Source organism: Clostridium sp. B9 (assembly GCF_050509515.1).
Lineage (GTDB): Bacteria > Bacillota > Clostridia > Clostridiales > Clostridiaceae > Sarcina.
Genome location: NZ_JBNWKA010000003.1, coordinates 3,807,949 through 3,821,608, shown reverse-complemented (window position 1 = coordinate 3,821,608; position 13,660 = coordinate 3,807,949). Strand labels below are relative to the sequence as shown.

General features: G+C 30.7%; 11 protein-coding genes and 1 pseudogene. 11 read left to right on the top strand and 1 reads right to left on the bottom strand.

Annotated elements, in window-relative coordinates; all coding sequences use genetic code 11:
- Positions 1-185 precede the first annotated feature (185 nt).
- Entirely contained in the window at positions 186-839 is a 654-nt protein-coding gene (locus tag ACQZHJ_RS17295) for a VanZ family protein (RefSeq protein ID WP_430486718.1), read from the top strand.
- A 280-nt stretch (positions 840-1,119) separates the two neighbouring features.
- Positions 1,120-1,404, top strand: a complete 285-nt coding sequence (locus ACQZHJ_RS17290; RefSeq protein WP_430486717.1) for a hypothetical protein — start codon at positions 1,120-1,122, stop codon at positions 1,402-1,404.
- A gap of 51 nt (positions 1,405-1,455) precedes the next feature.
- Here ACQZHJ_RS17290 and ACQZHJ_RS17285 read toward each other — a convergent pair.
- Positions 1,456-3,358: pseudogene (locus ACQZHJ_RS17285) on the bottom strand (glutamine synthetase).
- A gap of 311 nt (positions 3,359-3,669) precedes the next feature.
- Here ACQZHJ_RS17285 and murI point away from each other — a divergent pair.
- The 9 genes from murI to ACQZHJ_RS17240 all read left to right on the top strand — a co-directional run bounded on the left by murI (position 3,670) and on the right by ACQZHJ_RS17240 (position 13,631).
- The gene (gene murI / locus ACQZHJ_RS17280) at positions 3,670-4,452 is read left to right on the top strand and encodes a glutamate racemase (protein ID WP_430486716.1); all 783 of its coding nucleotides are present in this window, start codon (positions 3,670-3,672) and stop codon (positions 4,450-4,452) included.
- A gap of 182 nt (positions 4,453-4,634) precedes the next feature.
- Positions 4,635-4,904 (top strand): STAS-like domain-containing protein, encoded by a 270-nt coding sequence (locus ACQZHJ_RS17275; protein WP_430486715.1) that lies wholly within the window; start codon positions 4,635-4,637, stop codon positions 4,902-4,904.
- Positions 4,905-5,138: 234 nt separating this feature from the next.
- A complete protein-coding gene (locus tag ACQZHJ_RS17270; RefSeq protein WP_430486714.1) occupies positions 5,139-5,651 on the top strand; it encodes a peptidylprolyl isomerase in 513 nt (170 codons plus the stop codon).
- A gap of 26 nt (positions 5,652-5,677) precedes the next feature.
- On the top strand, positions 5,678-6,052 hold the full coding sequence (locus tag ACQZHJ_RS17265) for a DUF3783 domain-containing protein (RefSeq protein ID WP_430486713.1): 375 nt from the start codon (positions 5,678-5,680) through the stop codon (positions 6,050-6,052).
- Position 6,053: 1 nt separating this feature from the next.
- Positions 6,054-6,725 carry a S24 family peptidase gene (locus ACQZHJ_RS17260; protein WP_430486712.1) on the top strand — a complete coding sequence of 224 codons (672 nt, stop codon included), beginning with the start codon at positions 6,054-6,056 and terminating at the stop codon, positions 6,723-6,725.
- Between the two features lie 138 nt (positions 6,726-6,863).
- Positions 6,864-8,591 (top strand): S8 family serine peptidase, encoded by a 1,728-nt coding sequence (locus ACQZHJ_RS17255; RefSeq protein WP_430486711.1) that lies wholly within the window; start codon positions 6,864-6,866, stop codon positions 8,589-8,591.
- Positions 8,592-8,602: 11 nt separating this feature from the next.
- On the top strand, positions 8,603-10,309 hold the full coding sequence (locus tag ACQZHJ_RS17250) for a S8 family peptidase (RefSeq protein WP_430486710.1): 1,707 nt from the start codon (positions 8,603-8,605) through the stop codon (positions 10,307-10,309).
- A gap of 2 nt (positions 10,310-10,311) precedes the next feature.
- Complete coding sequence (locus ACQZHJ_RS17245; RefSeq protein ID WP_430486709.1) at positions 10,312-12,228, top strand: S8 family peptidase; 1,917 nt, start codon at positions 10,312-10,314, stop codon at positions 12,226-12,228.
- A gap of 83 nt (positions 12,229-12,311) precedes the next feature.
- Positions 12,312-13,631: a peptidoglycan-binding domain-containing protein gene (locus ACQZHJ_RS17240; RefSeq protein WP_430486708.1), complete on the top strand. Its 1,320-nt coding sequence runs from the start codon at positions 12,312-12,314 to the stop codon at positions 13,629-13,631.
- The last annotated feature ends 29 nt before the right edge of the window (positions 13,632-13,660 follow it).

Genomic DNA, 13,660 nt, shown 5'->3' with positions numbered 1-13,660 from the left:
AAATAAAAATTAATTCACTTGTGGATAGTTTTTAAAAATTAAAGCTGTGGATAATTTTTTGAATTTAGAAATGTGTATAACAATTATGTAGAAAAATCTCATGATTTTAAAAAGTACTTAGTTATTATACTATAAAAACATCAATATTCAAGAGTAATTTATAAAATAAATTGGGGGTGAATCTTATGGAAAATTTCAAAATAGTAATGAAAAATTTCTTTATAAAAAGTATTTTATTTATAATTTCAGTTTTTTTAGCAGCACTTTTTTATAAATTAATAGTAAAAGAATGCATAGATGTTTTTATAAAAATAGATTTAAGTGGTAAAAAAGGTTTTATAATATACAACTTTTTTAAAGTAACAAGTGTTATGCTTATTTACCAAGTATTCCTTACTACTACTAGAATGAAAACATCAAAATTATTTAAACTTTTCCTATTTGGGTTATATGCAGGAACTATGTTTATACTTCTATTTGCTAGACCCAAAATGGCTAGAGGATTTCAACTAGATCCATTTGAGGTTTTACACGGTCTTAGAGGAGATAAAACATCTCAGTTATATCTAATAGGTAATATCATTTTCTTTATGCCTATAGGCTATATATTGAGGAAATACAACTTTATATTAGCTGTAGTACTATCTGCTTCTATAGAATTTAATATTGAACTTGCTCAATATGTATTTAAAAGAGGATTTTTTGATTTAGGTGATATTTTTATAAATTTAGTAGGAATTTTCATTGCATACTTTGTTTGTAAGATAGGAATGTTTATTAAAGAAAAAATTTCAGAAAATTATCAGAAAAAGTTTGAAGAGAGTAAAGAAATATCATAAAAAATAAAGAAAAAATTACATAATTTATATAAGAAAAATAAAGAAAAAAACTTGAAAATTTTTGAGTAAATTGACAAAAAATAAAGAAATTTTGAGAAAAAGGTATGTAAAAACTATGTTTACATACCTTTTTTTTCTTGACAAGCGAACATATGTTTTATAGAATTAAGGAAGAAAAAAGAGAACATAAGTTCTTATTTGATTTTTGGACAACTTAGGAATATATAGGACGTTAACATAATATAATAGCATATAACAAATTTTTAGGGGGTTAATTTATATGACTAAGAGCAGCGGTATGTTTGTAAAAATAAATTATAAAATGAGTGGAGCTAATAGATGCCAAAGTGTGTATAAAGCTAAACAGTATAAAGATACAGCTGTAAGCAAATATGTATTGTGTGGCGGATCATACTTTAGAAATAGAGGAACTATAATATTCCATGCCAACAATTTAAGAGAAGCAGAAGAAATTATAAATAATAATCCATTTATCTCATATGAAGATTATTCTTTTGAGATTTTAAGCAAAAATTCAATAAGTTTAGGAAATACATATCATTAATATAAAATAAGAAACCAGTCTTGGAAGACTGGTTTCTTTTATATTATAAGTTTATATATCTAATAAATTTCTTTTGTAAGTAGCATATAAATCATTAAGTTCTTCCATGCTGTTATCAAGTTTGATTTTTAATTCAGAAGCCTTATCAAAGTCGGATTCATTTATTGCATTCTTTAATTGAGTGAATAAACTTCTTCTATGATATGAGTCTTTCATGATTATAAGTCTTAACTCGTTTATAGCCATCCAAGTTGATACATCAAGGTCTAATGCCTTATCACAACAATGAAGTTGCTTAGAAGCTCTTATTTCATCAGTAAATGCAGGAATAATTCTTGAAGTAATCTCAGTTGTCCATCTTTTGATAGTAGCTATTTTGAAACTCTCAATAAGCTTATCTGTAAATACAGAATTAAATTTTAAAGCTTCAAGTTTTTCAGGATACATATCAAAAGCTTTTAAGTTTTCATATACAGTTGCAGGAGCTACTCCGAAGTATTCACTTCTTTCAGCATCTGTGAAATCTTCAAATACATCTTCTTCACTTCTATATGCTCTTGATTTTTCTAAGTATTCTGCATCTTCACCTGGTTTTTTAGATAATTCAGCAAGTAATTCATCTTCAGTTTTATCATTTTCTAAAGCATATCTAATACCATCTAGCATTGACATATAGCTTGCTGCTATACATAAATATGTGTTTGTAAATGGATTTGGTGATCTAAGCTCAAATCTAGTTGCTAGTGGATTATGAGGATCTCTTATTAATCCAGCAAGGATTGTTCTGTTTCTTGAAGGAATTTCAGGACTTTGTCCTAATGAAGTAACTATACAAACAGGAGCTTCAAATCCTGGCTTTAATCTCTTTAATGAATCAGTTGTAGCTGAAATAAGAGGATTCATTATTTCGTAATGCTTTAATAATCCCATAATAGCACCATATCCTACTGTACTTAGGAAGTGGTTTTTAGTAGGGTTAAATAAGTTGATTATTTTTCCGTTCTTTAATTTTAAACTTATGCTTAAGTGAGTATGTTCTCCACTACCAGCAACTCCATCTATAGGTTTTGCAAGGAATGTAACTTCTAATCCATTTGTTCTAAATGTCTCTTTAACTAATGTTCTTATAAATAATTCATTATCAGCAGCTTGCATAGCATCTGAGAATTTCCAGTCAATCTCTAATTGTTCCATAATATGATCGAATTGACCTGATGAAGTAAGTTGTGCTTTAACTCCTCCAACCTCTTTGTGACCCATCTCTGGCTCAAATCCATAGTCATCCATTAATAATAGACTTTGCTCTAATGCAGTTCTAACATTACCTTTAGTTCTTGTCCAATATTGCTCTTGTAAAACTTGAGAAGTAGAAAGTTCTTCTATTGAAGCTTTATCATTTGGAGTTTTAACCCAAAATTCTAATTCTGTAGCAGATGTCAATAAAATATCTTCTATATCATCGAGCTTTATATTTAATTCGTTTAAAAGTTGTGGATGTTCAGTTAAAAGTAATTTTAAGTGGGATTTGAAAGTATCGATTGAGTTCTTTAAGATATGTCTAGAGTCGACAGGTTTGTCTTCGTGAATTAAGAAACAAGGAATTCTAAGTGTTCCTACTGGTCTGTTAGTTAAAGGGTCTAAGAAGTCGTAATTGTAATCAATGAACCAATTACAATCTAAATCGGCAATCATATCTACTTTTGCATTATTCAAAGTTGCGATTCCTGGAAGGACAACTGAAGAACCGTCTGTTTGGACAGCTGTGCCGTGAAGGAAAGATTCTATATCTTTTAAAAACAACTTAGATGGAATTTTTTCATCGGTATCATTACCAGCTAAGTCTACCCCAACTAAAGATACAAATTTAATTTCTGGATGGTCCCTCAAATATAGAGATTAAACTTTCTCTATTGTGATATTTCTTTGGAATTGTAAATAATAAGTCTTTATTCATAATTATTTAGAAGTACTACAATTATAGTAAAGAATTAGGATAATTGTAATAGCCCCCTGTTCACATCCTTTCATTCCTATGGCTTTATAGTTTTTTATTTGCTTTTATACGTATAATTATATAAATTAAAAGTCAAAATATTCGCTATGTAAATATTCTTAAAAAGATTTTATTACAATAGTATAATACTGTCAATATATTTTATAATTTTACATATGTATAAAAAAATGAATTTTAATAGATTTATTTTACATAAAGTTATAAAATTATCTTAGATTATAAACAAGTAATTAAAAAAGTGAGGGATAGCAATGCAAGAAGATTTAAATAATGCTCCTATAGGTTTTTTTGATTCTGGCTTAGGTGGATTAAGTGTTTTAAAGAAAGCTTTAGAAATCATGCCAAACGAGAGTTATATATATTATGGGGATTCTAAGCATGCACCTTATGGAGAGAAGACTCCACAAGAGATAAAAGAACTTTCATTCAATGTTACAGAATTTTTGATTAGTAAAGGTGTAAAAGCCATAGTTATAGCTTGCAATACAGCTACATCAGCTGCAGCAAAAGAACTTAGAGAGTATTATAAAGATATACCTATAATAGGAATAGAGCCGGCTTTAAAGCCAGCAATAAAGAATCATGAAAATGGATCAGTTATAGTAATGGCAACAAAGGCGACATTAACTCAAGAGAAATTTAAAAATCTTATGGATATGTATGGAGAGCATAGAGAAATAATATCACTTCCTTGTCCGGGATTAGTTGAGTTTATTGAGTCTGGAGATTTAAATGGAGAAGATGTTAAGGCATTTCTAAGAGAAAGGTTAAACCCTTATCTAAATAGAGAAATTTCAAGTATAGTACTAGGATGTACTCACTATCCTTTTGTGAAAGATGTTATACAAGAGATTGTTGGAGCCAGTGTAGATATAATTGATGGCAGTGAAGGAACTGTAAAGGAGCTTAAAAGAAGACTTGAAGATAACGATATTGAATCATCGTTAAATAATCAAGGAAGCTTAGAAATATATAATTCTTTAGAAGAAGAATGGATAATAGACCTTAGCAAAAGTTTATTAGGAATTAAGTAGATTTAGGGAACAATATCAAAAAAATAAAGTTTTTCGATATTGTTCCCTAAATTTTTTTATAAAAAGTTTGTTAAAATGTTGACAAAATAAAAGGGGGTTGGTATTATAATAAATGAAAAGAGAATTTTCTGAAAATTTAAACAAAGATTAATGGGAATGTATTTAAGAGGGAGGATTTCACTATGAAAATAAATGTTAGAGAACTATTAGGAGAAAAAATAAACGCTGAGGATGCAATAATCTTAAGAGATTACATAGAAAATAACTTAGAAGGAAATATAGAATTAGACTTCACTGGAATAGATAGAGTTTCAACAACTTTCTTAACTTGCTTATTTACTGATATGATAAATAAAGTAGGAAGAGACAACTTAATTTCAAAAATAAATGTTAAGAATTTATCAAACTATACTGATTATTCAAGAGTTGTAGCGGGAACTACTTTCGCATAATAGATAAAATATGAAATATATAGGAGAAAAAAGACTTATTAAGTTGGACTCTAGAGAGGCAACATAATAGAATCTGTTTTAAAAGATTCTTTATGTTGTCTATTTTTTTATTTTAATATTTTCCTAATATTCCATTGTTAATAGAAATAATATATAATTTTATAAAAGAAGGATTAACATTTTAGTTTAAGTAAATAATACTAAATAGTTAAATTTGAAAGGAGAATTATTAAGATGAATCCAATAGTTACAATAGAAATGGCAACTGGAGAAAAAATAAAATTAGAATTATATCCAGAGATAGCACCAAACACAGTTAAAAATTTTGTTAGTTTAGTTAAAAAAGGTTTTTATGATGGATTAACATTCCATAGAATAATACCTGGTTTCATGATACAAGGAGGATGCCCAGAAGGAACTGGAATGGGTAACCCAGGATATAGAATAAAAGGTGAATTTACAAGAAACCAATTCCCTAATAACTTAAAGCATTCAAGAGGAGTTATATCAATGGCTAGAGCTATGAATTTTGATTCAGCAGGAAGCCAGTTCTTCATAATGCATGCTAATTCACCACACTTAGATGGTCAATATGCATCATTTGGTAAAGTTATAGAGGGAATGGATGTTGTTGATAAAATAGCAGATGTTAAAACAGACTATAATGATATGCCAGATGAGCCACAAGTAATGGCTAAGGTAACTGTAGAAAATGCAGAGGGTATAGGAGAGCCAGAAATACTTTAATTTTAATGTATGGGAGGTAGATTAGCATGAGCATGCTTAATAATAGCAAGGCTATTCTAACTTATGGTTTAAATGAAAAAGAGAAAAAAGACTTTCAAGCAACTGGACATAAAATAATAAATATAACTGATGAAATGGCTTCAATGAAAGTTAAAGACATATTAGATGGTCTTAAGTTTGAGGTAGTTTCAAAAAATAACTTTGAAGAAAAGGTTGTTATATTTAATAATTTCCCAGATGAAGAAATTAGAGAGATGGTTTCTATAGCTAGAGTTATTGCAGAAAACCCTATAATGGCTGTAGTTACAGATACATCAAAGGAATGGCAGTTTAGCTACCTTGTAGAACATTTAATTGAAGAGAGAGAATGGCATAGGAAAATGCAAGGAGGAAAAGCTTAAAATGAGTAGAGTTGGGGAAAGAATAAAAGAGGCTAGAAGCAAGAGTGGAATGACACAAAAAGCTTTAGCTAAAAAGCTAGGTGTAGCAGAGAAATTCATAAATGAAGTTGAAACAGGAAGAAAAATAATCAATGAATCACTTATATCAAAAATATCAAAGGTTTTAAATGCTGATTTAAATGATATAAATATGGTTGTTACTGATGAAGAACTTCAAAAAGAATTAAAAGCTGAAAAGCAAATAAGACAAACAAAACCAGCTGAGGTTAATGAAGTTTGGAATCAGGCTTTCGGTTCAGTTTTGAAAAATGTTCCAATATATGATTATTCATTATCACAGGTTAAAGGTTACAAGCAATTAGCAACAGCTTCTAATAAAATAGATGGCCATGCAGCAAACAAAGTTTTCTATTTAAATATAGAAAATAATGATATGACTGGCTTTAGAATTCAAGAAAATGATTTAGCATTGAGCTATTCAATAAAGGAAATAGAAAATAATTCTATATGCTTAGTTGAATTTAAAGGTAAGAGAGTTGTTAGACAAATTAAAAAGCTTGATAACGTGAAGGCTTTGTTAATAAGCAATAATGGTAGTATGAGAACAGAGACAGCTAATATAAAAGAGATTAAAGCTATAGCTAAGCTTTATAGAATAGAGTTTAACTTATAAGAGTAGATAAAAGGTAGTCCTAGAAATAGGGCTACCTTTTTTTTGTTGACAATAAAATAAGATTTATTTGTTATCAAAACAATATTTTTATGAATAAGATAACTATAAGATATATGAGGATTCAGGAGGTGAGCATGTATGGAAAAAAATTTTTATAGTACGCCTGGTCACTTAAACTTATTGGTAGCTTATGATGGAGACATAAAGGGTGAGATTGATAGATTGGAAAATGCAAGTGTTTATATAATTGATGATAGTTATGCAATAGTTTCGGTTAAAGCAGATAATTACAAAGAAATTGTGGATGGGATAAAAAGTATTGTCTATATAGAATTAAATGGAATATATACGCTGACAGAAAGTCCTGTTGATGATTCGGGAGCTACATTTTTTCATAGAAATCCTTACTTAAATTTAAACGGGAGGGGTGTTATAGTTGCGATTTTAGATACTGGAATAGATTATCTTAATGAAGAGTTTATGAGAGAAGATGATACTACTAGGATTATTAGGATATGGGACCAGACAATAGATAGCGAAAAGATTCCTAAAGGATTTGTACATGGTAGTGAATATACAGAAGAAGAAATAAATAAAGCGATAATGGCTAAGAAAGAAGGACTTGATCCATATGAAATAGTTCCTTCTAAAGACGAGATTGGACATGGAACAAAGATGGCAGGGTTGATTGGGGCAAGAGGAAGAAATAGAGAGATTATAGGCGCTGCTCCAGATTGTAAATTCATAGTAATAAAGCTTGAGGAGGCTGCTAAGAGATATTCAAGTTATTATTTTGCCAAAGGAGATGGTCCTAAATATAGAAATACAGATATATTGATGGCGTTAAAATATATATATGACATGTCATTCAAAATCAATGAACCGATAGTTGTATATATTCCTTTGGGGAGTAATCTTGGAGCACATTCTGGATCGAGTATCTTGGAAAGATATATAGATAATAATATCTCTCAAAAAAATTCCTTAGTAGTTGTAACTTCAAGTGGAAATGAGGGGAATTCTGATACGCACACATCTGGGGTTATAAAAGGTAATGGTGATACAGCTTTAATAGAAATAAATTGTGGAAAAAATCAACAAGGATTATTTTTGCAGATATATGGTAAAAGACCTAGCAAGTTTAGATTAAGTGTAACTTCTCCATCGGGGGAGACCTTTGAAAATGCGAATCCTCAGAAAACAAAACATATACTAGTAAACGATAATCCACCATGGATATTTATTTATGAAGGGACAAGTGTTGAGGTTACTTATGATTCACCGGATGAATTTACTGGGGATGAGAGATTTATTATAAGAATAGAAAATATAAAAGAAGGTATTTGGAGATTTAAGCTTACTGGAGAGCATATAGTTGAGGGGCGGTATGATGCTTGGATTTTACAAAGAGAGCTTTTAGATCCAGAAACCAGATTTTTAAACCCATCTCCATATACTACTCTTACAATACCAGGTACTGCAAACAAGGTTATAACCTCATCTTTTTATAATCAGAATAATGGAGCATCAATTTCTGAGGCTGGACGAGGGTATACAAGAAAAGATGTTATTCAGCCACTATTAACAGCCGGAGGAGTCAATACATTAACTACTAAACCAGGTGGAGGAACTGTAAGGGTATCTGGAGCAAGTGTAGCGGCTGCAGTAGTTGCAGGATGTTGTGCATTACTTTTTCAATGGTCAGTAATAGATGGAAATGATCCTCAGATGTATGCTTCAAAAATGCAAACATATTTAATAAGAGGAGCTAGAAAAAGAGAGGGAGATATATACCCTAATAGACAATGGGGATATGGAATACTTGATATTCAAGGTGTTTTCAATAGTTTGATAAATAATAAATAGGAGTTTGTAGTATGGAAAATAAATCGAATATAGGGATAGATTTTATAAATACAATACCGGAGCAAATACTGTATAGCATAGTTGATGTTTATTCTCCAGATACATTAGAAAATGGAGAGATAGAACTTGTTGTATTATATGGAGATAATGTTATAAGGTTTAGGAATTCTGTAGAAAAAATAGGGGCTAAGTTTGAAGATTTAGGATATGGATTTGGAATATTAATAATAAAAATAGCAGATTTAAATAAAATAAATCAACTTGAAGGTTTACAATATATTGAGTTACCTAAAGTACTGTATACATCAGCTTACGAGAGTAATAGAGCTTCTTGTATTCCATCAGTATGGAGTAACTATGGTTTAACTGGAGAAGGTGTTTTAGTTGGATTTTTGGATACTGGTATAGATTTTACTCATAATGCATTTAAGGATATAAATGGGAATACAAGAATAGAATATATTTATGATTTAGATAATGGCAAAGTTTATGATAAGGCAAATATAAATGAGGCATTAAAAGCAGAGGATCCATATAGTGTAATTCCAGTTCAAGACTTATCTGGACATGGTACACATGTTGCAGGAATTGCATGTGCTGGAGGCAATGTAAATTATGATAATTATGGAGTAGCATATAACAGTAGTATTGCAATGGTAAAAATAACTGGAGAAAAGAGTTTATCAGCGGCTTTGAGCACTCAACTCATGAGAGGATTAAAGTTTTTGATTGATAAAAGCAACGAGATAAATAAACCTTTGGTGGTAAATATAAGTTTAAGCACAAATGATGGTTCTCATAATGGAAGCAGTTTGCTAGAAAAATATATTGAAACATTTACTCAGCTTCAAAAGGCAGTAATAGTTGTGGCAGCTGGAAATGAAGGAAATAACGCTCATCATGTTGGAGGGAAAATAAGGAAAGAAGAAGTTATGGACTTAAATATTGCTAGTGGAGAGCGGGGAATAATATTAGATTTATATAAGCCAGTTCTTGTAGATTTGACTGTAGAAGTAATATCACCAACTGGAATAAGCACTGGAGAGATAACGCTATCAGAAGCTTATAAGGAGCGGTTTATAGGAAAAGAAAAAATAGTAGTTTATAGTACTGGGCCAAAGCCTTTCGATATTCAAGGACAAACAACAATAAGTATATTGCCTTTAGGAAAGAATATAACTCCAGGGGAATGGAGGATTTCATTAAAGAAATTAAATAATTATGAAGGATATTTTGATGTTTGGCTACCTATTGCTGAGGGTTTAAATGTAAAAACTAAGTTTTTGCAACCAGATGTCTATAATACATTAGGAATACCAGCTACTGTATCAGGTGTTATTTCAGTTGGAAGCTATAACTATTTAAATAATAATCTATCATCGTTTTCGGGTAGAGGCGTAGTTAGACCAGAGTGGCTTATAAAACCAGACTTAGTTGCACCAGGAGAAAATATTTTATCTACAGTTGAAGAACAGGGATTTGATACTAAAAGTGGCACATCCATGGCCGCACCTCAAGTTGCTGGGATATGCGCCTTGCTATTCGAGTGGGGAATAGTAAAAAGAAATGACCCGTTTTTATATGGTGAGAGGATAAAATATTATCTTATAAAGGGAGCAAAAAGGACGTTTTTTGGAGAGGCATATCCAAACCCTGATATAGGTTATGGATTTGTTTGTTTGGATAGAACTATGGAGCTTTTAACAAATAGGAGGTAGGTATGGAGAATGATTCTAAAAACTTAGAACCTACTATAGGTGAAAGTCAAAACGAAGTAAAAGATAATGATGGAAATAAATTTAACAGTATAGATAGTAATCAAATTTTAGATAAGGAAAATACATCAGAGACTAAGGTTGATGTTAAAGATTTTCTTTTGACTGACCCAGATACGATGAATTTCTTAGTTGAGTATACTGGAGATATAAAAAGTGAAGTTAAGGATTTGAAAAATGTTGATGTTTATATAATAGATGACACATATGCAGTACTTTCAATGAAAGATGTTGATTATGATAAAACTATACAAGATATAAAAGGTTTAGTTTTTATAGAATTAGGTGGTATTTATACATTGAGTACAACATCACCTTTGGAAGCTTCTAAAGCACAAACTTTTCATAAAAGCTCTTATCTTCAATTAACAGGTAAGGATGTGATTGTTGGAATTATTGATACTGGAATAGATTATTTGAATGAAGAATTCATGACTAAAGATGGTAAAACTAGAATACTTAAAATATGGGATCAGGGAATAAGGAGTGATAGGTACCCTAAAAATATGTTCTATGGAACAGAATATAATCAAAATGAGATAGATGCAGCTATAGATTTAAGTAGAAGAGGAGGTGATCCATATACTATAGTTCCTTCAAAAGATGAGGTTGGGCATGGCACTGAAATGTCTTGCATAATTGCTGGAAGTGGAAAAGATGAGCAACTTGCAGGGGTTGTACCAGAAAGTGATATAGTTGTGGTTAAATTAGATCAAGCTTTCAAAAAATATATTGATTACTTTTTTGTTCAGGGAGATACTCCTAAATATAGAAATGTAGATATTCTTTTAGCAATGAAATATTTATATGGGCTTAGTTTTGAATATAAAAAGCCAGTTGTAATATATGTTCCGGTTGGGAGTAATTTTGGGGCTCATGATGGAACTAGTATTTTGGAGCGGTATATAGATGAAATATCAAATAAAAGAGGAATTGCAGTTGTAGCCTCTTCTGGAAACCAGGGAAATACTGATACACATACAGATGGAGTAATATTAGAAACTGGTTTAAATAAAACAATTGAGCTTGAGGTTGGGAAAGACCAAAAAGGCTTAATGATGATAATATTAGGGTATAAGCCAGATAAGTTTAGGCTATCAATAATATCTCCTTCTGGTGAAATTATTGAAAATGCTAATCCTATTCCAAACTATGGTGGGAAAAAGAAGTTATCTATAGAAAATGGTTATAAGATAACTTTTGTCTATGAAGGAACAGTTATGGATATTTTTTATGATTCACCAGATGAGCTTACAGGAGGAGAACGTATAGTTATAAGAGCTAAAAATTTAAAGCCTGGTATATGGAGATTTAAGCTTACTGGAGAATATATAGTTTATGGAAAATTTGATGCATTTATATTGCAAAGAGAGCTTTTAGCAAAAGGAACAAAATTTCTAACTCCATCTCCATATACTACATTAACAATACCTGGAGCCGCTGAGAAAATGATAACTGTGGCATTTTATGACCAAGATAGCAATACTATTGTTTCTGAGTCTGGAAGGGGATATTCAAGAAATAGACTTATTCAACCTATGATTGCAGCTGGTGGTGTAAATGCAGTTACAGTAAATCAAAAGGGAGAAAAGGTTAGTGTAACTGGAGGAAGTGTTGCAGCTGCAGTGGTGAGTGGATGTTGCGCAATGCTTTTTCAATGGGGAATAGTTTATAATAATGATCCAACACTGTATGTATCAAAACTTCAAACTTATTTAATGAGAGGAGCGGATACTAGAGAGGGTGATGTGTATCCCAATCAGGAATGGGGATATGGGACTATAAATATGATAAAGGTATTTGATAGCTTAAAGGCAAATAAGTTATTTATCAACACAGCAGTTAATCCATTTTCAGAGTAATTATTAATCTTTTTATTACTTGTTAACAAATAATAATATAGGGTCATAAACTATAAGGAATTAATATAATTAGGAGAAGTTTTATGGCAACAGGTGGATTGAAAGTACAATGCTTTAGCCAAGAGAAGACATATATACCTATTGATAAATGTAAGGTTAAAATAACACCAACTGGAGAAGATGGTGTTCAAGTAGGAAATACTAAGGAATTATTTACAGATAGTACTGGGACTACAGATACTATAGATCTGGATGCTCCACCTATAGAAAATTCAAATGAACCTGGTAAAGTGCCTTATAGCTTTGCAGATGTTACTGTGGAAAGGGAAGGATTTATACCAGTACTGGTAAAAGGAGTTCAAATATATCCTTCAAGAATTGCTCTTCAAGATATTGAAATGCCAACTGCTAATAGAAATTATTATAGAGATGAAGAAATTATAGATGTTCAAGCTAACACACTTGTAGGAAACTTTCCTCCAAAGATTCCAGAGGCGGAAGAGAAAGATTTACCACCTCCAAAGGGAACTGTAGTTTTAGCTCAACCCGTTGTTCCAGAGTATATTATAGTTCATAATGGAAGACCAGATGATAACTCAGCAGCAAATTATAAGGTTAACTATAAAGATTATATTAAAAATGTTGCTTCATGTGAAATTTTTTCAACTTGGTCTGAGAATACTATAAGGGCAAATGTATATGCTATAGTTTCTTTTACTTTAAATAGAATATATACAGAGTGGTATAGAGGAAAAGGTAAGAATTTTGATATAACAAATTCAACAGCTTTTGATCATGCATTTAATTATGGAAGAAATTTTTATGATAACATAAGTAGAATTGTAGATGAAATTTTTTCAACATATATGAAGAGATTTGATGCTAAGCAACCATTATTATCTCAGTATTGTGATGGTATAAATGTTCAATGTCCAGGGTGGATGACACAATGGGGAAGTAAATATCTTGGGGATGAAGGAAAGGCTCCATATGAGATACTAACTTCATTCTATGGTAGTGATTTAGAGTTGAAAACTGCTCAAAAGGTAAAGGGAAGTCCTAAATCATTCCCAGGATACACATTAAAGGTAGGATCAACTGGAGAACCAGTTAAAGTTATACAAGAACAACTTAATGCTATATCTAAAGCGTATCCATTGATTCCAAAGAGTGCTGTAGATGGGAATTTTACAGATAAAACTAGAGATGCTGTTAAGACATTCCAAAAAGTGTTTAATCTACCTCAAACAGGAGAGGTTGATTATGCAACTTGGTATAGAATATCGGATATATTCGTTGCTGTAACTAAAATTGCAGAACTTAGATCAAGTGTAGATAAGAAAATATTCTATCCACCAACAATAATGGATAGAAAAGCAAATGTACCTAAAATACTTTATTAGATAAAATTAGGAGAGCAAAATTTTGCTCT

Bases quoted from the DNA above. Each gene is read 5' to 3' on its own strand.
- ACQZHJ_RS17295 (WP_430486718.1), top strand. From the start codon at position 186: ATGGAAAATTTCAAAATAGTAATGAAAAATTTCTTTATAAAAAGTATT.
- ACQZHJ_RS17290 (WP_430486717.1), top strand. From the start codon at position 1,120: ATGACTAAGAGCAGCGGTATGTTTGTAAAAATAAATTATAAAATGAGT.
- murI (WP_430486716.1), top strand. From the start codon at position 3,670: ATGCAAGAAGATTTAAATAATGCTCCTATAGGTTTTTTTGATTCTGGC.
- ACQZHJ_RS17275 (WP_430486715.1), top strand. From the start codon at position 4,635: ATGAAAATAAATGTTAGAGAACTATTAGGAGAAAAAATAAACGCTGAG.
- ACQZHJ_RS17270 (WP_430486714.1), top strand. From the start codon at position 5,139: ATGAATCCAATAGTTACAATAGAAATGGCAACTGGAGAAAAAATAAAA.
- ACQZHJ_RS17265 (WP_430486713.1), top strand. From the start codon at position 5,678: ATGAGCATGCTTAATAATAGCAAGGCTATTCTAACTTATGGTTTAAAT.
- ACQZHJ_RS17260 (WP_430486712.1), top strand. From the start codon at position 6,054: ATGAGTAGAGTTGGGGAAAGAATAAAAGAGGCTAGAAGCAAGAGTGGA.
- ACQZHJ_RS17255 (WP_430486711.1), top strand. From the start codon at position 6,864: ATGGAAAAAAATTTTTATAGTACGCCTGGTCACTTAAACTTATTGGTA.
- ACQZHJ_RS17250 (WP_430486710.1), top strand. From the start codon at position 8,603: ATGGAAAATAAATCGAATATAGGGATAGATTTTATAAATACAATACCG.
- ACQZHJ_RS17245 (WP_430486709.1), top strand. From the start codon at position 10,312: ATGGAGAATGATTCTAAAAACTTAGAACCTACTATAGGTGAAAGTCAA.
- ACQZHJ_RS17240 (WP_430486708.1), top strand. From the start codon at position 12,312: ATGGCAACAGGTGGATTGAAAGTACAATGCTTTAGCCAAGAGAAGACA.